This window comes from Sphaerisporangium sp. NPDC005289, assembly GCF_040607455.1.
Taxonomy (GTDB): Bacteria; Actinomycetota; Actinomycetes; order Streptosporangiales; family Streptosporangiaceae; genus Sphaerisporangium; species Sphaerisporangium rhizosphaerae.
Genome location: NZ_JBEXGS010000008.1, coordinates 101498 through 127055 on the forward strand (window position 1 = coordinate 101498; position 25558 = coordinate 127055).

The window sequence follows — 25558 nt, forward strand, 5'->3', positions numbered from 1 at the left end:
AGATGGTCGGGCCGGATCTGCGATTATTCTTGCTCGACGTCTGGGGACACGGTGATGGCATGAGTGAAGAGTTGGAGAGCACCCGTCGGGCCCTCGAAGCGGCCGTGGCGGCGGCTTCGGGCGCGGCCGAGCTCACCCGCCTGCTGGCCGACTACCAGGAACGGCTCGCCCGCGCCGCCGTCTCGGAGGCCGAGGCGCTCACCCGCCTGCGCGAGACCGAGGCCAGGCTGAAGACCGCCGAGCGGCAGGTCGCCCAGCTCGCCAAGAACCTCGCCGAGCAGCGGTACCAGACCGAGGTCGCCCAGTGGCGCCTTGAGTCGGTGCAGGCCAGCCGGTGGTCCAAGCTCGGCGACGCCATCCACACCAAGAACCCCGGCGAGGTCGCCCGCACCTTGCGCGCCCCCGTCGGCAAGCGGCCCGCGCCCAGGCGCTCCGACTTCGCCCCCACCCCGCCCGCCGTTGAAACCGCGCCGGTGGCGGCGGTCACGCCGCAGACCGCCGGCCCCGAGGTCTCCACGGCGATGGCCGAGGGCTTCGTCGTGCCCAAGGGCCCGCTGACCCGGCCGTACCTGACCGTCGCCGCCATCGTGGACCGGCAGTCCGAGGCCCTGTTCCGGTACGAGTGGCGGCAGGTCACCAACTTCGGCCCGGACAACTGGCAGGCCATGCTCGACCAGCACCGGCCGCACCTGCTGTTCGTCGAGTCCGTCCAGGCCGGGCCGCGCCAGGGCAACGGCGGCCGGTGGCTGGAGGAGCTCGCCGGGCGCTCCCGCGGGCTGCGCGACCTGGTCGAGGAGTGCTCCCGCAGGGGCATCCGCACGATCTTCTGGCACTCCGCCGGCCCCGTCTCGACCGCCGTCCCGATGGCCTCCTACTTCGACCACGTGCTCGCCACCTCCGAGGCCAGGGCGCGCGAATGGCGCGCCGCGCTGCGCCACGACCGCGTCGGCATCCTGCCGCACGCCGTGCAGCCGCGCGTCCACAACCAGATCTCCGCCGCTGAGGGACGGCACGGGGTAGGTCTGCTCGGCACGGCCACCCAGGCCGCGGAGGTGCCGCCGGAGGCCGGGTGGCGGCCGCTGGTCACCCCCAAGGCCACCTACGACGACCTGCTGACGGCCTACCGCTCCGTCTCGATGGTGCTCGCCGGGCCGGACGCCGACGCGCGGACCGTCGAGGAGGTCTCCGCCTGCGGCACGCCGATCATGCAGCTCACCGCCCCGGTCGACCAGGCGTCACTGCCGGCGGCGCTCGACTCCGTCCGCGACTACCTCGCCGCCGAGGCCGAGTGCGCCTCCGAGGCCCACCTGGCCTGGCGCTCCACCGTGCCGGTGACCCCGCTGCTCGACCCGATCCTGCACACCGCCGGGCTCGCCTCGGTGCGCAACTCCGCCGCCGTCACCGCCATCGCCGCCGTCTTCGGCGCGGCCGAGCTGGACAACCTGCTGGCCCAGCTCGAACGCCAGGCCCACGCCCCCGGTCAGCTCGTCATCGTCACCGACGGCCTGGACACCGCCGTCGTGGAAAAGGCCGTCCGCGACCGCCTCTCCGGCATCCAGCGGTCCGGACACCCCTTCGGCGACCCCCCGGTGACCGGCTCTCCCGAGACGGCGCACTCGCCCGGAAAGACGGACCTGTCCGAGACGGCTCACTCGCCCGGCAAGGCGGGCCTGTCCGAGACGGCCCACTCGCCCCGGAAGGCGGGCCTGTCCGGAGTGGCCGGCTCGCCGGGATTCGAGGACCTGATCGTCCGTGCGGCCGGCTCGCCCCTGACCCGGGGCGCCGCGCTCGACCGCGCACTGCGCCTGGCGGACGGCGACCTGGTGGCCGTCCTTGACCCCCGCGACCTGTACGGCGAGCACTACCTGGCCGACCTGTCGCGGTACTTCGCCGCCGTCGACGCCGAGATCGTCGGCAAGGCCTCCTTCTACGCGCACATCGCCGACACCGGCGCCACCCTGCTGCGCCAGCCCGGAGCCGAGCACCGCTTCCTGCCCGAACTCGGCGGCGCCACCCTGCTCGCCCGCCGTCCCGCCCTGGTCGAGCTCGGCATCGCCGACATGTCAGAGGAATGGGACGAGGTCCTCATGCGGCAGTGCCGTACCGACGGCGTCCGCGTCTACTCCGCCGACCGCTACTCCTACCTCTGCCGCCGCCCGTCCACCGAAGGCCGCCTCCTCACCTCCGCCCACTTCGAAGGCTACGTACAACCCCACCCCCTGGCCCTGATCTAGCCGCTTCCAGGCATAAGGTCCCCGCCTACGCGCGCTGCGCGCACTCCGGCTCGGCCTGTGTTCCCCAGGGAGCTCCGCCCCCTTCGACCCCCGATCGAGGGGCTCCGCCCCTCGAGCTCCCCCGACCGGGGATCTTCGGCGGACGTCGCAGGGCGCACGCGGCCCGTGCGGTAACCGGCCATCACGACCTGCCGTCTTGAGGGAGGTGGGCGGTCCTCTCGGTGAAGGTCGCCTGCTGCGCGCGGTGCAGGGACCAGCGAGCCCAGACGGTCTTGCCGGGTCCCGAGGCGAGGGGGACGATGCCGAAGTCGTGGGTGAGTGCCGCGATGATGGGTAGTCCCCGGCCGTGCACCGCCTCGGTTTCCAGGGCCAGGTGACGCGGCCGCCCCGCGCCGTGGTCGGTGACCCGCACGCAGAGGTCCTCCGCCGTACCCCAGAGGGACAGGCGGATCGGCGGAGCCCCGTGCGTGATCGCGTTGCCGAGGAGCTCTCCGACCACCAGGACGACGTCGTCCGCGAGGCCGCCCAGACCCCACGTGTCCAGCACCTCCCTCACGAGCTTCCGGGCCCCGCTCACGGCCGCCGGGTCATGCGCGACATCCCAGCAAACGGTACGGACCATTTCACTCACTGGTGCTCCTTGGGTGGAAAGGCGGGGTGGGGGACAGGGCCCGGCCGTGTCGTGCCGGATTTCCACGCTGGCGGAGGACGATTTCATCGACTCGGCCTCGCGCATCGACTCGCGAAGTTCAATGAGAGTGGATGCCCGTAATATGAGCGGCTCCTGCCTCTTCCAGGTAGGCACCGCGAAGAACCGGCGACTGCCCACGCCGTACCACACGGTCCATGCGGGCTCCAGTTGGTCGATCTGCTCGGCGGCGGAGCGCTGGGCGGCGTCCCAGAGCCTTGGCCGAACATGCGCGATGACGGTGCCGCGTCGATGTCGGCCGTTCGCATAGCGCCGTCCCGCACCGAACCGGCCGCCGATTCCTTCCCAGCTTCCATCCGTTCGCATCGAACACACCCCTTGGAGCGACTGGCCCGTTCCGCTCGCAATTCGCTGACGATCCACCCTTGAATGGCGAGCGCGCTATGTAGTCTCAGCATCACGTTGTGTAGGTGGGTGGCGCAACTGGATCCGCAAATTGCGTCCGAGTTCTGCCGTACATGCGTTATGTGGAGATGTGGCTGATCGAGCGGAAAGGGTGCATGTGAAGCAAATGGGCAGTCCAACGGTGCGGAGGCGTCGCTTGGCGTCCGAACTCCGACAGTTAAGGGAACGCGCCCAGCTGACGTTGGAACAGGTGGCTGAAAGGCTGGGCTGGTCGATCACCAAGGTCTCCAGGGTCGAGACTTGCAAAGTGGGGGTGACGCCCAAGGACGTCGAGCGGCTTCTCGGCCTGTATGAGGTGACCTCATCGAAGCGGGAAGAGATCGTGGGGCTGGCTCGAGACGCTCAGAAGAAGGGCTGGTGGCATGCTTATGGCGATCTGCCCACCGAGTACGCCACGTACATCGGACTGGAGGCCGAGGCCGCTTCCGTGCGCTGTTTCGCGTCCGAGATCATCCCTGGTCTGCTCCAGACCGAGGACTACGCGCGCGCCGTCATCCGCGCCGCCCTGATCACCTCTCCGCCTGGCGAGATCGAACGGCGGGTGCAAGTCCGCATGGCCAGGCAGAGGCTGTTGTCGGAAGTACCGCCGCTGCGTCTCTGGACCATCATCGATGAAGCGGCGCTACGCCGTGCCGTCGGTGGCCCTGATGTCATACGCGATCAGATGCGGCGACTGCTTGACGTGGCGGATGTACCGACCATTGCCGTCCAAGTCCTTCCCTTCGGCGCCGGAGCTCATGCGGCAACCTGTGGTGCCTTCGAACTGCTGGAATTTCCCGAGAGAGCGGATCCGGACGTCGCGTTCCTGGAGAACCTCACCGGCAGTCTTTACGTGGAGGACGAGAGAGACGTATATCGGTATACGTTGGCATTTGACCATCTCCGTGCTAAGGCGCTGGACCTGGGAGAGTCTTGCGAACTGATCGCGGAGATCCTGGGGCGAGCGGGATGAACTCCACGAGAAGGAGGAGGAGTGTCCCTGTCAGATCTTCCGTCCAAGGTGTGGCGTAGAAGTTCGCATAGCGGCAATGGCCAGAACTGTGTTGAAGTGGCCGCCCTACCAAGTGACATAAGGGGTGTCAGAGATAGCAAGCGACCAGAGGGACCCGTCTTGAGGTGTGCTCGCCCAGCATGGGATGCGTTCATCGTCGGAGTGAAGGACGGTGCTCTGGTGCGCTGAGAGGCGCTCCGCGCAGCGGCCGTCATGCGCCGCCTTACCGGCGTTCGGCGTGCGGCGAGGAGCGCCGGCCGGGCCGTTCTTGAGGGAGTGGATCAGGTCGGCCGGCTTGTTCGGCCGGTATCCGGAACGCGTCTCAGCCCGGCGCCGCCGTGTGGAGTTGAGGACGGGTCGCCGTCGCCGCTCGGCGCCGGAGGCCCGGCGCCGTCAGCCGCGTGCACGATCGCGGCACTTCTAGAGCGCGATGTCGGGCCGCCGGTTCACGAGCGGCAGGGCCCTCCCCAGTGCAGCCACATCGGGGTTCGACGTGCCCATGCCACTGTGTGCTGCGGACGCCACATCTACGGGCTGGTGTTGTTCCGCCCTTTCACGAGTATGCCTTGAGAGCTCCGTCCTTCGACGATGTCGTCCTCGTGCCTTGTTGTATAGCGGAGGTGCCCATTCACCTTCTCCGACGGCTTCGAGGTGATACATGAGAAGACATGGTGAACTTGGGCAGGCTGGAATCCGTGCCGTTACGCTCGATCTGGCCGAACGAGGCGAAGGACTTCACTCCGTGGCTCGCCGACAACCTCGACGTCCTGGGTCAGTCTGTCGGGCTCGCGCTCGATTTTCGACACAGGGAGTACGCAGTCGGCCGGTACGCCCTTGATCTTCTGCTGGAGGATGCTCAAGGGCGGGTCGTCGTGGTTGAGAATCAGCTCGAGTCGACGGATCACGGGCATCTGGGGCAACTCCTCACGTACTGCGCCGGAACGCAAGCAGAGGTCGTGATCTGGGTCGCTCAGACCGTGACCGAAGAGCACGCCGCCGCGCTCGAGTGGCTCAACGACAACACCGTCAGCGGAACCGGATTCTTCGGAGTGGAGGTCGAGGTGCTGCGCATCGGCGACTCCGCTCCAGCGCCGAACTTCAAGGTCGTTGTCAGGCCCAACGACTTCACCAAGGACACTCAGCGCAACCGTGCACAGGCCACCTCGTGGACCTGGGAGGCATACGTGGAGGACCTGCGGGTCCCTGCGGAAAGGGTCGCGGTCGGCAGGCTCCTTCTCCAGGCGATCAGCGATGAGATCGAGAAACGCGAGCTGGCCTGGCAGGCGGTCATGAGGAAGGGGTACGCCGCTATCCAGCGCTCCGGCGGTTACAACGTGTTCGTGATCGACGTGTACTGGAATCGGGTGCCGCGCTTGGCAGTGAAGCTGCCGGACCCGCCAGCCGAACTCGGTCTCACCAACCCCTATCCGCACTTGCAAGACGTGTGGACCCCCGCCGAGCGTGAATGGGGTGGACAGTTCCGCCAGGCAGCGAGATTCCTGACCTCGATCCGCTGTTCGACCTCGTGCGGCCTTACCATCCCGCGGCCGGTCCGATGCAAGCTCCCTTGCCTGCTCAGTCGCCTGCCACTCACCCCTGAGAGCTGTGCTCAAGGGTTCTGAGAGGCGGGTACGGGTCGTCGTCCTGGCGTTCAGAACTGGAGGTCCGTCCAGTTGATGACCATGGGGATGGGGTTGGTCACCCTAGGAGCCTCGCCGAACTCGGACTCGTCCCTCATGAAGGTGCCGACGTGCTTGTACAGCATGGCCGCGCGGTCCAGGCGGTAGCGTTCGATGATCGATACGCCCGTTCGGTCCAGGCGGACGATCCAGTAGTGGGGAATACCTGCTTTGGCGTACTCACCCAGCTTGTCGGTCGCGTCCTGAGTTTCCGATCCGGGAGACACGATCTCCACGACCAGCAGAGCATGGTCGGCGCGCAGCCGTTCGCCCCGCTCTCTGTCGAGGCACCTGTAGAGCGCGACGTCAGGCCGCCGATTGAGCAGTGGCAGATCACGCAGGCGTAGATCCACGTCATTGTTCACGGTCAGCCACTCGTAGCCCGCGTCCATCGCGGATTTGGCGTGACGTTCCAGCAGGTTGGCCAATCGCCTGCCGGCGGTCTGGTGATCAGGCGCCGGCGCCGCGCAGTAGACCACGTAGCCGTCGACGATCTCGATGGCTCGGGCGATCTCTTCGGGCAGCGCGTCGTACTCTTCAGCGGTGACCCGCGCTGGTTGCGGGCGGATGCTGAGAAGCCAACTGTCCTCCGGCAGGGCTGGCATCCGGCGTCTCCTCGTCACTGTCCGCGTCTGACGACGCAAGACTACGGTTACGGCCGGCGCTGCCCTCTGTGACGGACGACGACCCCGCTTCCGCGTCGCTCCGCCGCGAAGCAGGGACCGCCGAGTTCGGCCGTGTTTTCAGGGGGACGGAGTGTCGTAGTCGGTTCGTACCATCGCGGCATGGCTCTCGACTTGTTCGCCGGAATCCCGGTCACCCACTACGCGGCGGCGCTGGAGTGGTACGAGCGACTGCTGGGCTCCCCGCCGGCGTTCTTCCCGAACGACACCGAGGCCGTGTGGGAACTGGCGGAACATCGCTACGTGTACATCGAGGCCCGCCCGGAGCACGCCGGGCACGCCAGGAACACGCTGTTCGTCGACGACCTCGACGCGCGCGTCGCCCAGATCGCCGGACGAGGGCTCGATCCCACGGCCCGGGAGACCTACTCCAACGGTGTCCGCAAGATCACCTATCGCGACCCGGACGGCAACGAAACAGCCTTCGGCGGCGCCTCCACCTGAACGACCGGACCACCGGGCGGCGTGGCGAGACGCTCTCGGCGAGTCGCCATCCTTGCGACTCTTCACGCACCTGCCAGTGTCGGTGCGGGTCTCGTGTGTAAAAAATTCTGTACATGAAGTCTAGGATGGCTTACATTGGAGGTGTCAAAGATTCTTAACATCTGGGAGGGCTGATCATGACGCTCGAGGAGAAGCGCGCGTGGATCCGGTTGTTCGCCGCCGTGATCTCGTACGCCGTGTACCTGGTCATCGTGCTGGGACGCGTGGACGGGCGCGCCTTACCCGACGTGCCCTACGCCACCGTCCTGCTGTGGACGGTGGGCGCGAGCATCGCCGGGGCGATCGTGGCCGAGATCGTCCTCGGCGCCCTGACGCCGGGCGCGTCACGCGCCAAGGACGTGCGCGACCGCGAGATCGGCCACCGCGGTGACCACATCGGCCAGTCGTTCGTCGTCATCGGCGGGGTCGCGGCGATGCTCATGGCGATGGCCGGATGGCATCAGTTCTGGATCGCCAACGTCATCTACCTCTGCTTCACCCTCTCGGCCGTCCTCGGCAACATCGCCAAGATCGGCCTGTACCGCGGGGGTTTCCCCCAATGGTGAAGGCGACCCGTGTCACCAACCGCATCCGCGCACTGCGCTTCGAGCACGGCGAGATGACCCAGGCCCAGCTCGCCGAGCGCATCGGCGTGACGCGGCAGACCATCCTCGCCATCGAGCAGGGCCGCTACTCGCCGTCCCTGGAGATGGCGTTCCTGATTGCGCGGGTGTTCGGCGTTCCGCTCGACGACGTGTTCCAGTACCCCGACTCCCCGGAGGAGACGTCATGAAGGCGATCACCCAGGACGTGTACGGCTCGGCCGACGTGCTGGAACTGCGTGACATCGACCGCCCGTCGCCCGCCGGGGACGAGGTGCTCGTCCAGGTGCGTGCCGCCGGCGTGGACCCGGGCGTGTGGGTCTGCATGACGGGCAGGCCCTACGCCGCGCGTGCGGCGTTCGGGCTGCGCGCCCCCAAGGTCGGGGTGCGGGGTCTCGCCGTGGCCGGGGTGGTGACGGCGGCCGGTTCCGGCGTCACCCGATTCCGGCCCGGACAGGAGGTGTTCGGCACCTGCCGCAGCGGCTCGTTCGCCGAGTACGCCACCGCGAGTTGCGGACGGCTGGCCGCCAAGCCGCCCGGCATGTCGTTCGAGCAGGCGGCGGCGGTGCCCATCTCGGGGATGACGGCACTGCAGGGTGTGCGCGACGCCGCCGCCGTGCGACCGGGGCAGCGGGTGATGGTCATCGGCGCGGCGGGCGGCATCGGGTCGTTCGCGGTGCAGATCGCCAAGGCGTTCGGCGCGCGGGTGACCGGCGTGTGCGGCGCCTCGAAGGCCGACCTGGTCCGCTCTCTGGGCGCCGACGACGTCATCGACTACACGCGTGAGGAGGTCGACCGCGACGGCCCGCGGTACGACGCCATCATCGACACCGCCGGATGCCGGCCGCTGTCGCTGCTGTGCCGCGCCCTCACGGCGCGCGGGACGCTCGTGCTGGCCGGCGGCGGCCACGACGCCGGCGGGCTGCTGGGCGGCTACACGCGTCAGCTCCGCGCGCCGCTGGCGTCGGTGTTCACCCGCCGGCGGCTACGCGGCCTGATCTCCAAGGAGCGCGCCGAGGACCTCGCGGAGCTGGCACGTCTCATCGAGTCCGGCGCGGTCACCCCGGTCATCGACCGCACCTACCCCCTCCCCGGTGCCCCCGACGCCATCCGCTACCTCGCCCAGGGGCATCCGGCGGGGAAAGTCGTGGTCACCGTCCCCTGACCGCCGGACCATGACGATCACTCCGCTTCGACGGAGGCCGCCGGGGTCAGGCTCCGGCGCCGGGCAGCGTCTCCGACAACTCGAACATGTTGCCCCACGGGTCGCGGAAGAACGCCAGGCGGCGGCTGATCTCCTCCACCACGAACGGTTCGCCGACCAGGTCGACGCCCCGGCGGGCCAACTCCGCACGAGTCTGGTCGACGCTGTCGACGTGGAGGCACACGTGCTGGTAGCCGCCGTGCCTCAAGCTCACTTCCAGGTCGTCGAGGACCTCTTTGGGGAACTGGACCGGCCCCGCGAGGATCTCGACATGGAAGTCGTCGTCGTTCGGCGGGCTCAGGTAGGCCAGGCGAAGCTCGCCGTACGGCCACTCGTGCAGGACGCGGAAGTCCAGTTTCTCGGTGTACCAGGTCTTGGCGGCGTCGAAGTCCGGCACCCGGATCCCGACGTGGTGGCCCCCAAGTGAGGCGAAGGGGCTGGTGGGGGCTTTGGGTGGGTTGACCGGCATCGGCATGACGAACTCCTGGAGCCTTCGAGTGAGGGAGATCCCGTCCCGCGGCGGTGTGACCCGTTCGGCGGATCAGGCGGTCGACGGGGGCATGTGCCAGTCAATGGCAGCCGTTCCGCGGTGACAACGGAGTACCTGGCCCCGCTCGGCCCAGTTCTGCCCGACCTGGTTCTGGCGGGACCACCCTCGCGCGCGATGCCTCCCCATGCGCGTGCGGCGCGGTGCGGATCACGCCGCCACACCGTGACAGCGGCGGGCGCCTGCCAGAGAGCGGCGATCTGGCGGGCGGTGGGAGTGGTTTCAACCCAGATCGCCCGAATCCTGGGCCTCTCGGTCCTGTGGGGGGAGGAGTCCCGGATAATGAGGTGTGGCCACTACTGCGGAGCTTCGTGAATTCCTGCGCTCCCGGCGTGCCCGTCTCAGTCCCGCCGATGTGAACCTGCCGGTGCGGGACGAGCGTCGGCGCGTGCAAGGTCTGCGCCGCGAGGAACTCGCCCTGCTGGCCGGCGTGAGCGTGGACTACTACACCCGGCTGGAACAAGGTCGTGCCTCCAACGTCTCCAGCCAGGTGCTGGCCGCGGTCGCGGAGGCCCTCCACCTCGATCCGCTGGAGCGGCGGCATCTGTTCGACCTGGTCAGGACCGCCTCTGGGCCCGCCGTCGATCTCGGCTCGGCCGAACGCCCACGAGCCCGGCCCGCGCTGCGCATGATGCTCGACGCCCTCGATCCCGTTCCCGCCGTGCTCCACGGTCCCTGTCTGGACGTCGTCACGATCAACCGCATGGGCAAGGTCCTGCTGGACGACTTCACGGCTCCGGACGTCGGCCGCAACATGCTCCGCTGGATGTTCCTCAACCCCAAGGCCCGGCAGGTCTACCCGGACTGGGCGACCATCGCCGAGCAGATGGTCGCGATCCTGCGCGTCACCGCCGGTCAGGGCATGCACGACCCGTACCTCGGCCGGTTGGTCGACGACCTCGGCGCCCGGTCGCCGGAGTTCGCACGATTCTGGGCGGACTACAGGGTCTACCAGCACACCCACGGGACGAAACGCATGCACCACCCACAGGTGGGCATCATGACTCTCAACTACGAGTCGCTGGTTCCGCCGACGGACCCGGGCATGTGGCTGATCCTCTACTCGGCGGCGACCGGGTCGCCCTCGGAGGACAAACTCAAGTCCCTCTCCGAGTGGGCGGACGGCACGATCCGATAGGTCTCACCCCGCGTCCCGGGGAACGCGCTCCGGCCTCCGTTGTTGATCTGCCGCTTTCCGTTCAGTCGCCTTGGGCGGTCGGATCGGATGGCGGGTGGGCAGGGCCCGCCTCTTCGGGGATGGCGGGCCCTGCCGGTGTGTTCCGTTCCGGCGTCAGTGGAGGCCGGTGGCTCGGGTGATGGTCTGGGTGACGGCGTTGCCGGCGGAGTCTTTCGCGCCGGCTCTGAGGGACATGAAGGACGCGGTCCTGGGGGCGGACAGGCGGTAGCGGCCGTCGTGGTCGCAGGTGACGCGGTGCCAGGTCCTGCCGTCGTCGTAGGACAGGTCCAGGGTGACCGGGCCGATGCGCCCGGCTCCGGCGGCGCGTGGCAGTGCGGTGGCGGAGACGGACAGCGTGGCGTTACGCGCCGCCCTGCCGGCGTCGTCGGTGGCGATCTCGTAGTCGAGCTGGATCAGCGGCAGGACCGCCTGGGCGTCCTGCTGCGCGGGGGCCTGCGAGGTGAAGGTCCAGTCGGTGTGGGTGGTGGAGGAGTACGGGCTGAACGCCGCGTCGCGGCTGTTGTCCACGACGAGCCGGTAGGGCAGCAGGCCGTCCGCGGGCGCCGTCCCGCCGACGACGGTGCCCGTCCCCTGAGCCAGCCGGGTCTCGCCCTGGTAGAGGGTGAGGGTCTGCCGGCTGAGCTGGTAGTCCATGGACATGCCGACGTGGTCGGCGCCGCCGTAGCCGGGGACGTCCAGGCTGAGCCAGTTCCCGCTGCGGCTGGGGAGCTTGTAGTTGTCGTTGAGGTGGGGACGCTCGATCGGCTTGAACCACTCCTGCGACCGGGTGCTGCCCGGCCGGTAGGTGGCCCGAGGCTCGATCTCGTAGATCAGCCCGTCGACGTACGCCTCCTGTCCCCAGGCGTTCGCGGCGCCGGTGGAGACCCAGTCGACGCGCCGGCCCTTGACCGGTTCGCGCATGGTGGTGCCGATGCCCCACTCGGAGTAGGACGGCCAGTCGAAGCGGTACTCGCCGCCTCCCCGCTCCGGGCCGGGCCCGGCGAAGGTGACGTCCACTCTGGCCAGGTTCTTCGGACCGCCCTGCACGACCAGGTCGGAGGGGATCTCGTTGTGCCAGGTGCGCATGAGGTCGTACACGTACGGGCTGACCGGCCGCGACTCGACCGTGAGCGTCGCCCTGCCGTCGCGGACCTGCTGGATGAGCCTGTCCCCTTCGTCGGTGCTGAGCAGCGCGACGTCGATCGGGGCCGGGGTGAGCGGATCGGCGTTGTAGGGACGGACGCGCCGTCCCGGCTCGTCGTTGCGGACGAGCAGGAGTTCCGCGCCCGCGCGCGCGGCGGCCGCCGCCTGGTCGGCGTCGGCGACCGCGCTGGTGCGGCGCACCACCACGGCCTTGCCGCGCGCGTCGAGGCCGGCGTAGTCCGCGCTCGCGCCGTCACCGGCGTAGACGGCGGGCAGCTTGTAGCGGCCCTCGGGCAGCGGGGTGACCGAGTCCTGCCGCAGCACGTCGGTGAAGTCGGTCGTACGGCTGGAGACGCTCAGCGCGGGCAGTTCCTTACGCCACCGGGCGGCCAGGTAGAAGTCGCCGTGGGTGACCTCGTCGGTCGTCGGCTGGGCCCAGAGGCTGTCGTAGCTGGTCTGGACCTCCATGTAGTCGCGCCACGACCAGCCGCCCATGGAGCGGAAGTACTCAAGGCGCTGGTAGGTCACCTCCGCCTTCTGCGGGGTGGTCATGTCCACCCGGCGGATCTTCTCCGCGTCGAGGGTGACGGTGGTGTCCTGGTCCATTTTGACCTCGGGGTCGCCGAGCAGCGCCATGCCCTGCGAGCTCGGGCCGTGCACGCCCTGGACGGCCTTGAAGGCCAGCACCGAGTACACGTCGTTGGGCAGGTACGTCTCGGCCGTGCCGGATTCGTCGATGACCCAGAACTCGGGGAAGTCCTGGCCCGACCTGAGAAGCTGGACCACCCCCGGCATCGGCTCGCCGTGCGCGTCCTTGAGGACCATGGTGAGCTTGTGCGCCACGTCGCCCAGGGACACGGCGGTGTGCGCGGCCACGTGCCCGTCCGCGCCGGTCGCCAGCACCTGGCCGCTGTAGCGCTCGTTGCCGCTCGCCCGCGAGCCGTCGATCGTGACCGTGACCGCGGCGGTTCCGTGCGCGGGCACGACCACCCGGCCGGCCGACAACCGGAACATGCCATCGGGGGCGCTCGGCGCCGCGACGGCGAGATCGAGGGTGACCGGGGTCGCGGTGGTGTTGGTGTAGGTCACCGGACGGTCCACCGCGCCGGATGCTCCGGCCTTCACCTGCCCGGCGAAGGCGGTGGCCGAGGCGAAGACGCCCGCGTGCGCGGCCGCCGCGACGTCCAGCCGGCCGCTGCCGCCCTGGAACGCGTCGTACGACGGAGTCGGCCGGGAGGTGCTGGTGAGCAGGTCCTTCAACTGGCGGCCGTCCAGCTCCGGGTGGGCGGCGGCCAGCAGGGCCGCGGCGCCCGCCGCGTGCGGCGTGGCCATGGAGGTCCCGCTGAGCGTCTGGTAGTCGCCCTCGCCCTCGGAGGCGTACCGCGAACGCGCCGCGAGGACGTCGACGCCGGGGGCGGTGATCTCGGGCTTCAGGGCCCCGTCGCCGACGCGCGGACCCTGGCTGGAGAAGGACGCCACCGCGTCGGTGGAGTCGACCGCGCCGACGGTCAGCGCCGCGTCCGCCGCTCCGGGGCCGCTGATGCTGTAAGGGGCGCCGGTGTTGCCGGCGGCGACCACGAACAGCGCTCCGGTCTGGGCGCTGAGGCGGTCGACCGCCGCGCTCAGCGGGTCGGTGCCGTCGGAGGGGACGTCCGAGCCGAGGCTCATGTTGATCACCTTGGCGTGCTGGTCGACCGCGGCCCACTCCATGCCGGCCAGCACCCAGGAGTCCATCCCCGAGCCGCCGTTGGACAGCACCTTGCCGATGTGGAGCTCGGCGCCGGGCGCCACGCCCTTCTCCCGGCCGTCGGAGGCGGCACCCGTGCCGGCCACGGTGGAGGCGACATGCGTGCCGTGCCCGTTGTGGTCCTCCACGTCCTCCTCCGGCACGAAACTGCGCGTGGCGGCCAGGCGGCCGGCCAGGTCGGGGTGGCCGGTGTCGACGCCGGTGTCCAGGACGGCGACGTCCACGCCCTGCCCGGTGTCACCGCCCGCCCACACCTCGGGGGCGCCGATCTGGGCGGTGGTGTCGGCGAGATCGGCCTTCACCACGCCGTCCAGCCAGATGCGCGTGATGCCTCCGGCGAAGGGCGAGCTCGCACGCGCGGCCTTGGGAGCGGCGGTGACCGCACTCCAGAAGTCGGCCGAGCGGGCGCGGTCCTGCGAGAGCGCGGCGCCCTGGACGCCGGCGAGGTCCCGCACCCGGGTGGCGCCCGGAGGCGGGCCGCTCGCGCGAAGACCGGAGGCGTCCTGCGCGTAGGCGACGATCAGCGGCAACCGCGGCCGGTGCGCGTCGTCGTAGCCGTCGGCGACCAGGTCGGTGATGTTGAACAGCCGCCGGTCCAGGATTCCGCCGGCCACGTACGGAAGGGCGGACTCGGGGTAGACGTAGAGGTCGCCCCCCGACTCCGTGACCCGGGCCTGCGCGGGGGACCCGCCGGGCCCGCGGACGACGACCGTGCCGCCGGATCGTCCAGGCTCCGGGGACGGGCGGGTGGTGACGACGTCCCCGGTGATCAGCGTGACCGAGTGGGTGCCCGGCGGCACACCCTCGGAGACCGTGCCGGTGGGGGAGGAGGGGGCGCGGGAGGCGTCCGCCGAAGCGGTGACCGGGCTCGACAGCGCCAGAACGGACACGGCGGCGATCGCCGACACGCTCCAGCGTCGATGTGGTTGTTTCAAGGGGGTCCCTGCAGTTGATCAACAGTGCGGGGACGATTGTCTCGAATGACCAGGCATCACACCATATGTGGATAATGCCGGATTTTTTAGCGTTCCCTCCCAAGTTCCCCGGGTGTCAGTCGGACAGGCGTGACGCCGGTTCGGCCCGGCGCGGTCGGCATGGTCCTCCTCGACGGCCATGGGGCCATTGGATCGAGATCACGCACGACGGGCGACAGGTCTCCGCCGGAGGGCGCGAGCGTCGACGGGCGGCTCAGGTGACCTGGAGGGAGCCGTCGTCGTTGAAGGGGAAGGCGCCCCAGGCGACCTCCCACAGGTAGCCGTCGGGGTCGGTGAAGTAGCCGGAGTAACCACCCCAGAAGGTGTCCTCCGCCGGTTTGACGATCTCGGCGCCGGCGGCTGCGGCGAGGGCCAGCACCTCGTCGACCTGGTGGCGCTCGCGGACGTTGTGCGCCAGGGTGATGCCGGAGAACTTCGACCGTGGCACCTCCCAGCCTGGGCCGACGTCTTTGGCCAGCTCGTCGTACGGGAAGAGCGCGAGCGTCGCTCCCGAGGTCCGGAAGAAGACGATGCCCTCCTCGGGCGTGCGGCTCGTCGGCAGGCCCAGGCCGTCCTTGTAGAACCGGTAGGACCGCGCGAGGTCGGCGACGCCGAGGGTGATGAGAGAGATCCGGGCTTCCATGCCCCGCAGTATGCCCACCGCCACCGACAACTCCGCCCCCGGGCGGCACTCGCCCGCCTCGTCACTCGGAGGGGAGGAGGTATCGCCAGGAGAGGGCGTAGGTGTGGTCGTGGTGGTCGCGGTAGAGGGGCCAGGCGCCCTTCTTGGGGTCGCGGTGGACGAGGCGCACCACGGCGCGGGCCTTCGCGCCGGACAGGTGCCTGATGGCGATCGATTCGTTCGTGGCCGAGGGCTGGGGGACGGGACCCGGCCACGGCGCGCCGCTCTCGCCCGGACGAGGCTGGGCCACCAGCAGGACCCGGCCGGCGGTGTAGGGCGACGAGGTGCGGGCCACCCGGGCCGCCAGGCCGTTCATCGTGTCGAGCGCGTGGTAGAGGGCGGCGGGATAGTCGTGCTGGGAGCGGGTCTCCTGCAGGGCGTAGGCGGTGACCGACCGCATGGTGCCGCCGCTGCGGACCGCCAGCACCGTCGTCATGGCGTCGGAGACCCGCGGGCCCGCGGTGGGGGACGGGGTGGCGGCCTGGCCGCCGAGATCGCGGCGAAGGGTGCGCACCAGGGCGGTCACCTCGGCCGGCTTCACGGTCACCCGCCGCTCGGCGCCGGCGACCACCAGTCCGTCGCCGTAGACCGCGATCTTGGGTGGGGTGAGGTCCCTGCGGGTGCCCGCGAACCCTCCGAACGACTCCCACTGCGCCACCAGCCGGCGGGGCTCGCCCTTCGAGTCGGTGGAGGCGGCGTCCCGGCCGCCGGTCGAGGAAGGTCCGCCGGTCCTGGAAGCGCCGACGGTGCCTGAAGTGCCGGTGGCCGCGGCAGAGCCGTCCGGGGGAGAGGGCGACCCGCCCTGCGGGCCGTCCGCGGGGTACGGCGCGGATGAGCGCGGGGCGGCGGGCATGGGGACGGCACTGGCGGCGGCTCCGGTCGTGGTGGCGCCGCATCCGGCGAGGGCCGCCGCCAGGAGGGCGGCCGGTATGACGGACGCCGTTCTCGTGAGCGGGCATCTCATCGCGACCACTCCTTGTCCCCGGCTCCAGGCACGAGGCTATCGCGGCGGCGCCGAGGGGTCCCCTGTCTCCCCGGCCAGGCTCGGGACCCGCGCCCGCCAGGTCTCCCACAGGCTCGGACTTCCCGGGCGGTTCACGAAAGGACGCCGGCCGCTCCCCGCCGATCTTCCGGTTCTCCCGGAAAGGCGGTCCTGCGCTTCAGCGGCGGACGGCGGGACGTCCCCGTCAGCCCGCGGTCATCCCCCCCGTCGATCGCGAGCGCGGCTTCGGTGATGAAGCGCGCTTCGTCGCTCAGCAGGAACGCCGCGAGCGCCGCGATCTCCTCGGGTCGGGCGATCCGTCCGGCCGGGTGCATCGCACCGGCCGCGCGCAGCGAGTCCTCCGGCGAGGGGCCCATGTTGGCGATGACCTTCTCCGCGAAACGTGCGGACATGGTCGGTGAGAGCCGGTGAGAGCCGGTGGAGGTCAGAAGGTGAGCACGAGCCGGCCGCGGACACCGCCGGCCTCCAGCGACCGGTGCGCGTCGGCGGCCTGGGCGGCGGGGAGGGTCGCCGCGACCCTCGGGGTCAGCACACCCGACTCGGCGAGCCGGCGGATCTGGTGCAGTTTGTCGGTCCGCCCCGCGTAGTCGGGGACGAAGACCGCCCGCACGGAGACCGCACCGCCGTCGTCGAACCGGTGCCCGCCGGGTTCGTCGCCGCTGCGGAACCGGGCGTAGGCGCCACCGTCCCGTACGGCGTCCAGCAAGCGCGGGCCGATCAGCGCCGTGTCCGCCACGGCGTCCACGCCATCGGGGTACCGGGCTCGGATGCGTTCGGCGACATCGGCCCCCCTGGCCACGACGTCGGCCGCGCCGGACCGGCGGACCAGGGCCTCGTCGGCGGGCGCGGCGTCGGCCACCACGGTCAGCCCCGCGTGCCTGCCCATCTGGACCAGGTACCCGCCGAGGGTGCCGGCGGCCCCGGTGACCGCCAGGACCGAGCCGGGGGCCAGTGCCAGCAGGTCGAGCGCCAGCAGCGCGGTGAGCCCGTTCATCGGCAGCGTCGCGGCCGCCGGGTGGCCGACGCCCGCCGGTGCGGGGACGACCCAGCCGGCGGGCAGGACCACGTACTCGGCATAGCCGCCCGCGGCCGGCGGCAGTGGATCCACCATCGCCATCACCGGCTCGCCCATGGACAGACCGGTCGGGGTCCCTGGGCCGATCTCGTCGATCACCCCGGCGATGTCCATCCCGAGGACGTACGGGGCCGGCGTTCCGGCGAACGCCCCCGCGTGCACGCCCGAGCGCAGCAGCGTGTCCGCGGGATTCACCGCGGCGGCGTGCACCCGTACCCGGACCTGACCGGGCCCGGCATGTGGTTCCGTCAGGTCGACGACCCGCAGCACGTCGGGTCCCCCGAACTCGTACACCCCGATCGCTCGCAAAGTCCCAGCTCCCTTATGGTTCTCGATGTATACCTGGTCTGCTATTCGTACCGTTGCATCGATGCGGCGAAGGCGGCAAGAAGGCACTTCGCCATGACCTGGTATCGCCGGGAGAACCGTTCAGGAGCGGAACCTGGTACCTCTCGTATACTGCTGGTCATGGCACATCCGATCACCCGGGCGGACGACGCCGCCCTGTCCGAGCACACCCGCCGCGCCTTGATCCGCGACGTGCTCGAACGGATCGGTGACAAGTGGTCGGTCGTGGTCATCTGCCAGCTCGGCGACACCACCCGGCGGTTCAACGAGCTGAGCCGGATGAGCGAACCCATCACCAAACGCATGCTCAGCGCGACACTCCAGGGGCTGGAGCGCGACGGCCTGGTGACGCGGACCGTCTACGACACCAAACCCCCGCGGGTCGACTACGCGCTGACCGCGCGCGGGCACAGCCTGCTCGAGGTCGTCCGCACCCTGGCCGGGTGGGCGGAGGACAACGCCTCCGGCATCCTTGAGTCGAGGACGGCCTACGACGCCCGATGACCCCGGTCACGGGTTCGCCGTGCGGCCGGTCACGGCGGCCGGCATCAGTGGAGATCCGGCCGGTCCACGACAGGTGGCCGACAAGTACACCGGGCGTCTGGTGACGGCGCTCGTCGATCGCAACGCGGAACCGGAGGACCGGGCATGACCACCCCCACGCCCGGCGCGGCGGACACCCAGGTCTACCGCGTCTACATCAAGGCCACCCCCGAGCGCATCTGGGAGGCCATCACCAGGCCCGAGTGGACCGCCCGGTACGGCTACACCGGCCTGGCCGACTACGACCTGCGCCCCGGTGGCGCGTACAAGGTGCGCGCCACCGAGCAGTTCAAGGCGGCGGGCGCGGCCGGCGGCCGGGAGGTCCCCGACGTGGTCATCGAGGGGGAGGTCGTGACGGCCGACCCGCCCCGCAAGCTCGTCACCACCTTCCGCATGCTGATGGACCCCGAGATCGCCGGCGAGCGCGCCACCGTGATCACTCATGAGATCAAGGAACTGCCGGGCGGGGTCTGCTCCCTGACCCTCACCCACGAACTGGCGGGCGCCCCCAGGCTCGCGGCGCTGGTCGCCGGTCAGTGGGAGGACCACGGCGCGGGCGGCGGCCACGCCTGGGTCCTCAGCGAACTCAAGACCCTCCTGGAAACCGGCAAGACCTTCGCCGAGTGACCGGCCCGCCGCGCCGTCCGGCGGGCGCCGTGCCCCGATATTCGGTCGCCGTGCGGGCGGGGAGAAGGTCAGACTGGCCGGATGGGACGGACGGTCAGCGCGTGGGTGACCTCGGGCGAGGAGGTTCTCGGCCTGGCAGGTCCCTTCGCCGCGGACATCCCCTGGTGGGCTGAGGTCGAGCAGCTCCTCGGCGACCTGCGCAGATTGCTCGGGGCCGAGGTGGCGGTGCTGCGCCTGCTCCGGGTCGAGGGCGGAGAGGGCGGCCGTGACGGCCACGCCGTCTACCATGCGGAGGCACTGGAGCGGCCGGCCCACGCCCCGGCGCCGCCGCGGGTCGCGCGTGGGGAAGGCGGGTGGGTGCCCGGGGCCGAGGCCCGGCGGCGTACCGGGCGTGACGAGACGCCGGCCTCGGCGCCCGCCTCCGCCTCCGCCTTCGGGCAGGGGTCGGTACGCGCGGATCTCGCCGCGATCGCCGGGGAGCACGAGCTGCGCGCGCCTTGGGCGCGGGCCGAAGGGCTGCGCGAGGCGTTCGCCTGGGCCGCGGACGCGCTGGCGCGCGCCGGTCGTCCGCTGAACGGGCCGATCCGGCAGCGCCGCACCTGGAACCTGGCCGGGCTGTTCCGCCTGCCCACCGATCGGGGCCCGGTCTGGCTGAAGACCACCCCCCGATTCGCCGCCGACGAGGGCGCCGTGATCGCCGCGTTCGCCCGCCACGACCCCGGCCTGGTCCCCGCCGTCATCGCGGCGGACCGGGGACGCGTCCTGCTGGACCACGTGCCCGGTGAGGACTGCTGGGACGCCGGTGAGGACGTCGTCATCAGCGCGGTGGCCCGTCTGGTCGCCGCGCAGGCGGCCCTCGCCCGGGAGGCCCTCGCCCGGAAGCCTCGCGCCGGGGAAACCCGCGCCGGGGAGGACCGCGCCAGGGAAACCCGCGCCGGGGAGGACCGCGCCAGGGAAACCCGCGCCGGGGAGGACCGCGCCGGTGATGCGGCAGGGCCTTCACGGGTCGCCTGGGACGACCGGCTCGTTCTCGACGACCGGCGCGGGCCGGTGGTCGCCGGGCTGGTGCGCGACCTGCTCGCGGGAGACGTGGGCCGCGAGCTGACCGCCGAGGAGGTCGGCCGCGCGCTGGAGCTGGTCGAACGCTGGCCGCTGCTCGCCGAGTGCGGCCTGCCCGCCACGATCGTGCACGGCGACTTCCACCCGGGGAACCTGCGCGGAGACGGCGGCCCGCCACGCGTCCTGGACTTCGCGGACGCGCACTTCGGCGATCCGGTGCTGGACGGGCTGCGCATCCGCGACTTCCTGCCACGGGCCGCACGCCCGGCCGCCGCCCGGGCGTGGGCGGACGCGTGGGCGTCGGAGGTGCCCGGGTGCGATCCGGCCAGGGCGCTGGCCCTCGCCGAGCCGCTGGCGCACCTGGTCTATGCCGTGCGCTACCAGGAGTTCCTGGACGGCATCGAGCCGTCCGAGCGCGTCTACCACCTCGGCGACCCGGCCGCGGTGATCCGCAAGGCGTTGCGCCTGGCGGCGCCGCCCGCCACGGACGCCCCGGCGGCGGCGGTGGCGGGGAGCGCCGGTGGCGGCCCCGTAGCCTGAGCTCTGTGCGACCTATCGTGGCGGCGCTGCGTGCCGTGCTCGGCACTCCACCCGTGCCTGAAGGGTCCTGGGAGCGCGAGGCGGTGTACGTCTCGACGACGGCGCTCCGGCGGGCGGCGGGGCGGCCCGTGCCGGAGGTGGCGGAGGAGCTGGCGGCGCGGCTGCGGTCGGTGCCGGGCGTGCGGGCGGTCCAGGCCCGGCCGAACGGCTTCCTGGTGATCGAGCTGGCGGTGCCCGGGATGATCGTCCCGGAGATCCTGGCCGAGCCGCCGCCCCCGGCGCCGGCGCGTGGGGGTCCGCTGACGGCGCCGTGGCCGGACCGGCCGCGCGGCTGGAGCAATCCCGGCTTCGCCGTCCGGTATGCCTACGTGCGCGCGGGCTCCGTCCAGCGCTGGGCCCGCGACCTCGGCCTGGGCGCCGCCCTGTGGCCGGAGCCGGGCCTTGCGGGGGTGCCAGGGGAAAGTCAGGGGGCGCCGGCGGCTTTCCGGGGTGAGTCGCTCGACGATCGGCGTGACCGGACGGTGCTGCGGGTGCTGGCGGAGCTGCCGAGCAGGCGGGCGGGGCGCGACTCCGGCCGGCCGGCGTACCTGGAACGGCTGGCGTGGGCCTACCACGAAGCGTTCGAGCACGCTCCGGCGATCCCGATGGGCGACCAGGCGCCGACCGGCACGCATGTCGCGCGCCTGTGGATGGCGCGAGCCGTCCGCAAGGTGCTCGGGGAGGAGCTCGCGGAACTCGGGCAGACCCCACCGGGCAAAATATGACTAAAAGCGGCAAATGGCCGGAAGTGGTACGCCTTGCGGCCTGCTGCGCGGAAGATCTTCCTTATCGCCGTCTCGCCAGGTGGGCACAGGGCGCGGTGGGATCACAGGGTCGGATAGCCTCGTTCGGGTGAGTCGATTCGCCCATCCCGCCGGTGACCGGCACGCCGAAGTGCTGCCCGAGGAGCGCCCTCCGCAGGCCCCCGCCGACCTGAACACGCTCGCCCCCACCATCTGGCCGCGAACGTCCGGCCGCGCGGACGGGGCCGTCACGATCGCCGGCGTGGACGTCCGCGACCTGGCCCGTGAGTACGGCACCCCTCTCTACATCGTGGACGAGGACGACTTCCGCTCCCGGTGCCGCGACTACAAGGCGGCCTTCCCCGGCGACGACGTCTACTACGCGGGCAAGGCGTTCCTGTGCAAGGAGGTCGCCCGCTGGGTCGACCAGGAGGGCCTGGGCCTGGACGTCTGCAGCGGCGGCGAACTGGCCGTGGCGCTCAGCGTCGGCTTCCCGCCCGAGCGCATCGCCCTGCACGGCAACAACAAGTCCTACGCCGAGCTCAAGCGGGCGCTGTCGGCGGGTGTCGGGCACATCGTCGTCGACTCCTTCCAGGAGATCGCCCGCGTCGGCTATCTCGCCGAGGAGCTGGGCGTCCGTCCCAAGATCCAGGTCCGGGTCACCACGGGCGTCGAGGCGCACACGCACGAGTTCATCGCCACCGCCCACGACGACCAGAAGTTCGGCCTGTCGCTCAACAGCGGCGCGGCGGCCGAGGCCGTCCGCCGCATCCTGGCCCTGCCGCAGCTCGAACTGGTCGGCCTGCACTCCCACATCGGCTCCCAGATCTTCGACACGGCGGGCTTCGAGGTGGCGGCCCGGCGCCTGGCCATGCTCCTGACGCAGATCAAGGACGAGCACGGCGTCGTCCTGCCCGAGCTCGACCTCGGCGGCGGCTACGGCATCGCCTACGTCGACGGCGACGACGCGCCCGACATCAAGGTCGTGGCCGACAACCTTCGCATGATCGTGACCCGGGTCTGCGAGGACGCCGGCCTGCCCGTCCCCCGGCTCACCGTCGAGCCGGGGCGTGCCATCTCAGGGCCGGGCGGCATCACGGTCTACGAGGTCGGCACGGTCAAGGACGTCGAAGGGCTGCGGTCCTACGTCAGCGTCGACGGCGGCATGAGCGACAACCTGCGCACCGCCCTGTACGGGGCCGAGTACACCTGCGTGCTCGCCTCGCGCGCCAGCGACGCGGCCCCCATGCTGTCGCGCGTGGTCGGCAAGCACTGCGAGAGCGGCGACATCGTGGTGCGCGACGTGTGGCTGCCGAAGGACGTCGCCGCCGGCGACCTGCTCGCGGTGCCGGCGACCGGCGCGTACTGCCGCTCGCTCGCGCACAACTACAACTACCTCCTCAAGCCCGCCGTGGTGGCGGTCAAGGACGGCGAGTCACGCGTCATCATGCACAGGGAGACCGAGGACGACCTGCTGAGGGGGCAAGTATGAAACCGGTCGAGCCCGAGGGGCCACAGGGATCCGGCGCGGCGGCCACGCCCGGCGCGGAGGTCCCGGCCGCCCCGGGGGCCCGGGGCAGGCACGAGAGGCCGGGCGATCCCGGCGAGCCGCGCACGCCGCTGAAGGTCGCGCTGCTCGGCTGCGGCGTCGTCGGCTCCCAGGTGGTGCGGCTGATGCACGAGCAGGCCGACGACCTCGCCGCCCGCATCGGCGCGCCGCTCGAACTGGCGGGCGTCGCGGTCCGGCGGCTCGCCCGCAAGCGCGACGGCGACGTCGACCCCGCCCTGCTCACCACCGACGCCGAGGCCCTGGTGGCCAGGGACGACATCGACATCGTCGTGGAGGTGATCGGCGGCATCGAGCCGGCCCGGTCGCTGATGCTGGCCGCCATGTCCGGCGGCAAGTCGATCGTCACCGCCAACAAGGCCCTGCTCGCCGAGGACGGCGCCACCCTCCACGGCGCGGCCGGGCGGCACGGCGTCGACCTGTACTACGAGGCCAGCGTGGCCGGGGCGATTCCGCTGCTCCGGCCGCTGCGCGAGTCCATGGCGGGCGACCACGTCCGCCGCGTGCTCGGCATCGTCAACGGCACCACCAACTACATCCTCGACAAGATGGACTCCACGGGCGCCTCGTTCAGCGACGCCCTGGACGAGGCCCAGTCGCTCGGGTACGCCGAGGCCGACCCGACCGCCGACGTCGAGGGCTTCGACGCCGCCGCCAAGGCCGCCATCCTGGCCGAGCTGGCCTTCCACAGCCGCGTGACGGCCGCCGACGTGCACCGCGAGGGCATCACCGAGATCACCGCGACCGACGTCGCGAGCGCCAAGGCCATGGGCTACGTCATCAAGCTGCTGGCGATCTGCGCCAGGTCCGACGACGGCCGCTCGGTCGGCGTGCGGGTGCACCCGGCGATGATCCCGAGGAGCCACCCGCTCGCCGGGGTCCGCGAGGCCTACAACGCGGTCTTCGTGGAGGCCCGCTCCGCCGGACAGCTCATGTTCTACGGCAAGGGCGCGGGCGGCGCGCCGACGGCGTCGGCGGTGCTCGGAGACCTGGTCGCCGTGGCCCGCAACCGCCTGGCCGGCACCCACGGCCCCCAGGCGTCCACCTACGCCGACCTGCCGGTCCACCCGATGGGCGAGACGGTCACCCGCTACCACGTGTCGCTGGACGTCGCCGACAAGCCCGGCGTGCTCGCCACGGTCGCCGACATGTTCGCCAAGCACGACGTGTCCATCCAGACCGTGCGCCAGGAGGGGCACGGCGACGACGCCCAGCTCGTCCTGGTCACCCACCGGGCCAGTGACGCCGCGCTTTCGGCCACAATAGACGGGCTGCGCGAGCTCGACATCGTCAGAGGCGTGACGAGCGTGATGCGCGTCGAGGGCGACGACACGCCCTGACCCGGGCCCGCCCGGGGACGCCGCTCCGCGCATCCTCGCGGGACCTCGGCGCCGTGCGGCGCCCCTGTCCCGCGCGGTCCTGGGCGTCTTTCCCCCGCCGCCCCCCGGCGGGGCCGGCAGTTGAAAGGTGAGGCCTTGGCAGAGGGCGACCCGACACCGCTCGGCTACGTGCGGACGCCGACGGCCGATCCCGGCGAGCTGTCGTTCTCGGGGGCCCGGCCGGTGCTCGCCGGACGGCCCGCCGACGCGCCGCTGACCGCGGCCGACATCGTGCCGCTCCGCGCCCTCCCGGGCCTGCGCGTCCGCTGGCCGCAGGCCGTGGGCACCGCGGAGGCGTCCGCGACGGGCCCGGCCACGGCGTCCGGGCCGCCGGGCGCGACCGAGGCCGCAGGAGTGCTGGAGACGATCCGCGCGCTGGCCCGCGCGGGCGTGCCCCTCCACGCGGACGACGCGCCCGCCTGGATGAAGCAGGCCGATCCCGGCCTCGCCGCGCTGCTCACCTCCTGGGCACCGGGCCCGCGCGACCCCTCGGTGGGCTCGGTGAGCGATCTGCGCAGGGAGGAGCACAGCCTCCGCCTGCGGCGCCACGCCCTGCGCCACGGCAACGACGGGACGGCGGGGGCGCGCGGCTCCGCGCCCACGGCGCCGGCCGCGTCGGCCGCCCTCGCGATGCCGCCCGCGCCGGCCGTCCCTGCAGCGACGACCGCGCCGGCTCTGCCGACGGTGAGCGTCGTGATGTCGAGCAAGCGGCCCGCCCTGCTAGCCTCCGCGCTCGCCCAGATCGCGCGTCAGCGGCACGTCCAGGTCGAGGTCCTGCTGGGGCTGCACGGCGTCCCCGCCTCCCACCAGGACGTGCGCCGCGCCGTCGCCGGGTTCCCCCTGCCGCTGACCCTGGTGGAGGCCGACGAGGCCACGCCGTTCGGCCAGGTGCTGCACGAGGTGGCGGCCAAGGCGGGCGGCGACGACATCGCCAAGTGGGACGACGACGACTGGTACTCCCCGGAGCACCTCGCCGACCTGCTCATGGCCCGCGCCTACAGCGGGGCCGACATCGTGGGCACCGCCGCCGAGTTCTTCTACCTGGAGCCGCTGAAGGTCACCGTGCGCCGCACCGACTACACCAGCGAGGTCTGGTCGGACCACGTGGCCGGCGGTACCATCTTCCTCGCTCGTGAGAAGTACCACGAGATCGGCGGGTTCGAGGGGGTGTCGCGGGGGGTGGACGCCCAGCTCCTCAAGACCGCCCACGCCGCCGGAGCCCGCATCTACCGCACCCAGGGGCTCGGCTACGTCCTGCGCCGCGCGCTCGCCGCCGGCCACACCTGGCAGCTGCCCCTCGCGCACTTCCTGCGCGTCTCGGCGAACCAATGGCGCGGCTTCCGGCCGAGCCGCATCCTGGAGACGCAGTGACCCG

The 25558-nt window shown here is 71.5% G+C and carries 24 protein-coding genes; 16 read left to right on the top strand and 8 right to left on the bottom strand.

Features of this window, described 5'->3' with window-relative positions:
• The first annotated feature begins 59 nt into the window (after nucleotides 1–59).
• A complete protein-coding gene (locus ABZT47_RS16145; protein WP_354841733.1) occupies nucleotides 60–2234 on the top strand; it encodes a hypothetical protein in 2175 nt (724 codons plus the stop codon).
• A 181-nt stretch (nucleotides 2235–2415) separates the two neighbouring features.
• Here ABZT47_RS16145 and ABZT47_RS16150 read toward each other — a convergent pair whose 3' ends face one another.
• Complete coding sequence (locus ABZT47_RS16150) at nucleotides 2416–2856, bottom strand: ATP-binding protein (protein ID WP_354842357.1); 441 nt, start codon at nucleotides 2854–2856, stop codon at nucleotides 2416–2418.
• 598 nt (nucleotides 2857–3454) lie between these two features.
• On the opposite strand from ABZT47_RS16150, the gene ABZT47_RS16155 reads away from it, so the two are divergent.
• From ABZT47_RS16155 to ABZT47_RS16165, 3 genes are all read left to right on the top strand, one after another.
• A complete protein-coding gene (locus tag ABZT47_RS16155; RefSeq protein WP_354842361.1) occupies nucleotides 3455–4300 on the top strand; it encodes a helix-turn-helix transcriptional regulator in 846 nt (281 codons plus the stop codon).
• Between the two features lie 48 nt (nucleotides 4301–4348).
• The gene (locus ABZT47_RS16160; RefSeq protein ID WP_354842363.1) at nucleotides 4349–4528 is read left to right on the top strand and encodes a DUF397 domain-containing protein; all 180 of its coding nucleotides are present in this window, start codon (nucleotides 4349–4351) and stop codon (nucleotides 4526–4528) included.
• A gap of 479 nt (nucleotides 4529–5007) precedes the next feature.
• Nucleotides 5008–5961 carry a hypothetical protein gene (locus ABZT47_RS16165; protein ID WP_354841736.1) on the top strand — a complete coding sequence of 318 codons (954 nt, stop codon included), beginning with the start codon at nucleotides 5008–5010 and terminating at the stop codon, nucleotides 5959–5961.
• Between the two features lie 29 nt (nucleotides 5962–5990).
• Here the strand turns inward: ABZT47_RS16165 and ABZT47_RS16170 are convergent, their stop codons facing one another.
• Complete coding sequence (locus ABZT47_RS16170; RefSeq protein ID WP_354841739.1) at nucleotides 5991–6623, bottom strand: Uma2 family endonuclease; 633 nt, start codon at nucleotides 6621–6623, stop codon at nucleotides 5991–5993.
• Nucleotides 6624–6803: 180 nt separating this feature from the next.
• Here ABZT47_RS16170 and ABZT47_RS16175 point away from each other — a divergent pair, with 180 nt between their 5' ends.
• From ABZT47_RS16175 to ABZT47_RS16190, 4 genes are all read left to right on the top strand, one after another.
• Nucleotides 6804–7145 carry a VOC family protein gene (locus tag ABZT47_RS16175; protein WP_354841742.1) on the top strand — a complete coding sequence of 114 codons (342 nt, stop codon included), beginning with the start codon at nucleotides 6804–6806 and terminating at the stop codon, nucleotides 7143–7145.
• A gap of 176 nt (nucleotides 7146–7321) precedes the next feature.
• On the top strand, nucleotides 7322–7750 hold the full coding sequence (locus ABZT47_RS16180) for a hypothetical protein (RefSeq protein ID WP_354841745.1): 429 nt from the start codon (nucleotides 7322–7324) through the stop codon (nucleotides 7748–7750).
• A complete protein-coding gene (locus ABZT47_RS16185; RefSeq protein ID WP_354841747.1) occupies nucleotides 7744–7977 on the top strand; it encodes a helix-turn-helix transcriptional regulator in 234 nt (77 codons plus the stop codon). The genes ABZT47_RS16180 and ABZT47_RS16185 overlap by 7 nt, the downstream gene beginning before the upstream one ends.
• The gene (locus ABZT47_RS16190) at nucleotides 7974–8951 is read left to right on the top strand and encodes an NAD(P)-dependent alcohol dehydrogenase (RefSeq protein ID WP_354841750.1); all 978 of its coding nucleotides are present in this window, start codon (nucleotides 7974–7976) and stop codon (nucleotides 8949–8951) included. Before ABZT47_RS16185 ends, ABZT47_RS16190 begins: the two co-directional genes overlap by 4 nt.
• A gap of 46 nt (nucleotides 8952–8997) precedes the next feature.
• Here the strand turns inward: ABZT47_RS16190 and ABZT47_RS16195 are convergent, their stop codons facing one another.
• Nucleotides 8998–9465 carry a VOC family protein gene (locus tag ABZT47_RS16195; RefSeq protein ID WP_354841752.1) on the bottom strand — a complete coding sequence of 156 codons (468 nt, stop codon included), beginning with the start codon at nucleotides 9463–9465 and terminating at the stop codon, nucleotides 8998–9000.
• 361 nt (nucleotides 9466–9826) lie between these two features.
• Between ABZT47_RS16195 and ABZT47_RS16200 the strand changes: the two genes are divergently transcribed.
• Nucleotides 9827–10675, top strand: coding sequence for a helix-turn-helix transcriptional regulator (locus ABZT47_RS16200; RefSeq protein WP_354841755.1), 849 nt, complete (start codon nucleotides 9827–9829; stop codon nucleotides 10673–10675).
• A gap of 153 nt (nucleotides 10676–10828) precedes the next feature.
• Here ABZT47_RS16200 and ABZT47_RS16205 read toward each other — a convergent pair whose 3' ends face one another.
• The 5 genes from ABZT47_RS16205 to ABZT47_RS16225 all read right to left on the bottom strand — a co-directional run bounded on the left by ABZT47_RS16205 (nucleotide 10829) and on the right by ABZT47_RS16225 (nucleotide 17647).
• Nucleotides 10829–14494, bottom strand: coding sequence for a S8 family serine peptidase (locus tag ABZT47_RS16205; protein WP_354841758.1), 3666 nt, complete (start codon nucleotides 14492–14494; stop codon nucleotides 10829–10831).
• A gap of 298 nt (nucleotides 14495–14792) precedes the next feature.
• The gene (locus ABZT47_RS16210) at nucleotides 14793–15221 is read right to left on the bottom strand and encodes a VOC family protein (protein ID WP_354841761.1); all 429 of its coding nucleotides are present in this window, start codon (nucleotides 15219–15221) and stop codon (nucleotides 14793–14795) included.
• 61 nt (nucleotides 15222–15282) lie between these two features.
• A complete protein-coding gene (locus tag ABZT47_RS16215; protein WP_354841764.1) occupies nucleotides 15283–16224 on the bottom strand; it encodes a hypothetical protein in 942 nt (313 codons plus the stop codon).
• A gap of 131 nt (nucleotides 16225–16355) precedes the next feature.
• Nucleotides 16356–16619, bottom strand: coding sequence for an SDR family oxidoreductase (locus tag ABZT47_RS16220; protein WP_354841767.1), 264 nt, complete (start codon nucleotides 16617–16619; stop codon nucleotides 16356–16358).
• A 68-nt stretch (nucleotides 16620–16687) separates the two neighbouring features.
• Nucleotides 16688–17647 carry an NADP-dependent oxidoreductase gene (locus tag ABZT47_RS16225; protein ID WP_354841770.1) on the bottom strand — a complete coding sequence of 320 codons (960 nt, stop codon included), beginning with the start codon at nucleotides 17645–17647 and terminating at the stop codon, nucleotides 16688–16690.
• Nucleotides 17648–17806: 159 nt separating this feature from the next.
• Between ABZT47_RS16225 and ABZT47_RS16230 the strand changes: the two genes are divergently transcribed.
• The 7 genes from ABZT47_RS16230 (at nucleotide 17807) to ABZT47_RS16260 (ending at nucleotide 25554) form a co-directional block, all read left to right on the top strand.
• Complete coding sequence (locus ABZT47_RS16230; RefSeq protein WP_354841774.1) at nucleotides 17807–18190, top strand: helix-turn-helix domain-containing protein; 384 nt, start codon at nucleotides 17807–17809, stop codon at nucleotides 18188–18190.
• Nucleotides 18191–18334: 144 nt separating this feature from the next.
• Complete coding sequence (locus tag ABZT47_RS16235; protein WP_354841777.1) at nucleotides 18335–18856, top strand: SRPBCC domain-containing protein; 522 nt, start codon at nucleotides 18335–18337, stop codon at nucleotides 18854–18856.
• Between the two features lie 81 nt (nucleotides 18857–18937).
• Nucleotides 18938–20455 (top strand): phosphotransferase, encoded by a 1518-nt coding sequence (locus ABZT47_RS16240; RefSeq protein WP_354841780.1) that lies wholly within the window; start codon nucleotides 18938–18940, stop codon nucleotides 20453–20455.
• 5 nt (nucleotides 20456–20460) lie between these two features.
• Nucleotides 20461–21219: an anticodon-binding protein gene (locus ABZT47_RS16245; RefSeq protein WP_354841782.1), complete on the top strand. Its 759-nt coding sequence runs from the start codon at nucleotides 20461–20463 to the stop codon at nucleotides 21217–21219.
• Between the two features lie 127 nt (nucleotides 21220–21346).
• Entirely contained in the window at nucleotides 21347–22729 is a 1383-nt protein-coding gene (lysA, locus tag ABZT47_RS16250) for a diaminopimelate decarboxylase (RefSeq protein ID WP_354841785.1), read from the top strand.
• The gene (locus ABZT47_RS16255; RefSeq protein WP_354841788.1) at nucleotides 22726–24144 is read left to right on the top strand and encodes a homoserine dehydrogenase; all 1419 of its coding nucleotides are present in this window, start codon (nucleotides 22726–22728) and stop codon (nucleotides 24142–24144) included. The genes lysA and ABZT47_RS16255 overlap by 4 nt, the downstream gene beginning before the upstream one ends.
• Before the next feature lie 135 nt (nucleotides 24145–24279).
• Nucleotides 24280–25554 carry a family 2 glycosyl transferase gene (locus ABZT47_RS16260; RefSeq protein ID WP_354841791.1) on the top strand — a complete coding sequence of 425 codons (1275 nt, stop codon included), beginning with the start codon at nucleotides 24280–24282 and terminating at the stop codon, nucleotides 25552–25554.
• The last annotated feature ends 4 nt before the right edge of the window (nucleotides 25555–25558 follow it).

What these genes read in the sequence shown, in the direction of transcription:
- ABZT47_RS16235 (WP_354841777.1), top strand. Translation starts at nt 18,335, where the DNA reads ATGACCACCCCCACGCCCGGCGCGGCGGACACCCAGGTCTACCGCGTC.
- ABZT47_RS16150 (WP_354842357.1), bottom strand. Translation starts at nt 2,856, where the DNA reads ATGGTCCGTACCGTTTGCTGGGATGTCGCGCATGACCCGGCGGCCGTG.
- ABZT47_RS16180 (WP_354841745.1), top strand. Translation starts at nt 7,322, where the DNA reads ATGACGCTCGAGGAGAAGCGCGCGTGGATCCGGTTGTTCGCCGCCGTG.
- ABZT47_RS16190 (WP_354841750.1), top strand. Translation starts at nt 7,974, where the DNA reads ATGAAGGCGATCACCCAGGACGTGTACGGCTCGGCCGACGTGCTGGAA.
- ABZT47_RS16145 (WP_354841733.1), top strand. Translation starts at nt 60, where the DNA reads ATGAGTGAAGAGTTGGAGAGCACCCGTCGGGCCCTCGAAGCGGCCGTG.
- ABZT47_RS16240 (WP_354841780.1), top strand. Translation starts at nt 18,938, where the DNA reads ATGGGACGGACGGTCAGCGCGTGGGTGACCTCGGGCGAGGAGGTTCTC.
- ABZT47_RS16255 (WP_354841788.1), top strand. Translation starts at nt 22,726, where the DNA reads ATGAAACCGGTCGAGCCCGAGGGGCCACAGGGATCCGGCGCGGCGGCC.
- ABZT47_RS16170 (WP_354841739.1), bottom strand. Translation starts at nt 6,623, where the DNA reads ATGCCAGCCCTGCCGGAGGACAGTTGGCTTCTCAGCATCCGCCCGCAA.
- ABZT47_RS16165 (WP_354841736.1), top strand. Translation starts at nt 5,008, where the DNA reads ATGGTGAACTTGGGCAGGCTGGAATCCGTGCCGTTACGCTCGATCTGG.
- ABZT47_RS16215 (WP_354841764.1), bottom strand. Translation starts at nt 16,224, where the DNA reads ATGAGATGCCCGCTCACGAGAACGGCGTCCGTCATACCGGCCGCCCTC.
- ABZT47_RS16210 (WP_354841761.1), bottom strand. Translation starts at nt 15,221, where the DNA reads ATGGAAGCCCGGATCTCTCTCATCACCCTCGGCGTCGCCGACCTCGCG.
- ABZT47_RS16220 (WP_354841767.1), bottom strand. Translation starts at nt 16,619, where the DNA reads ATGGGCCCCTCGCCGGAGGACTCGCTGCGCGCGGCCGGTGCGATGCAC.
- ABZT47_RS16185 (WP_354841747.1), top strand. Translation starts at nt 7,744, where the DNA reads ATGGTGAAGGCGACCCGTGTCACCAACCGCATCCGCGCACTGCGCTTC.
- ABZT47_RS16230 (WP_354841774.1), top strand. Translation starts at nt 17,807, where the DNA reads ATGGCACATCCGATCACCCGGGCGGACGACGCCGCCCTGTCCGAGCAC.
- ABZT47_RS16155 (WP_354842361.1), top strand. Translation starts at nt 3,455, where the DNA reads ATGGGCAGTCCAACGGTGCGGAGGCGTCGCTTGGCGTCCGAACTCCGA.
- ABZT47_RS16195 (WP_354841752.1), bottom strand. Translation starts at nt 9,465, where the DNA reads ATGCCGATGCCGGTCAACCCACCCAAAGCCCCCACCAGCCCCTTCGCC.
- ABZT47_RS16175 (WP_354841742.1), top strand. Translation starts at nt 6,804, where the DNA reads ATGGCTCTCGACTTGTTCGCCGGAATCCCGGTCACCCACTACGCGGCG.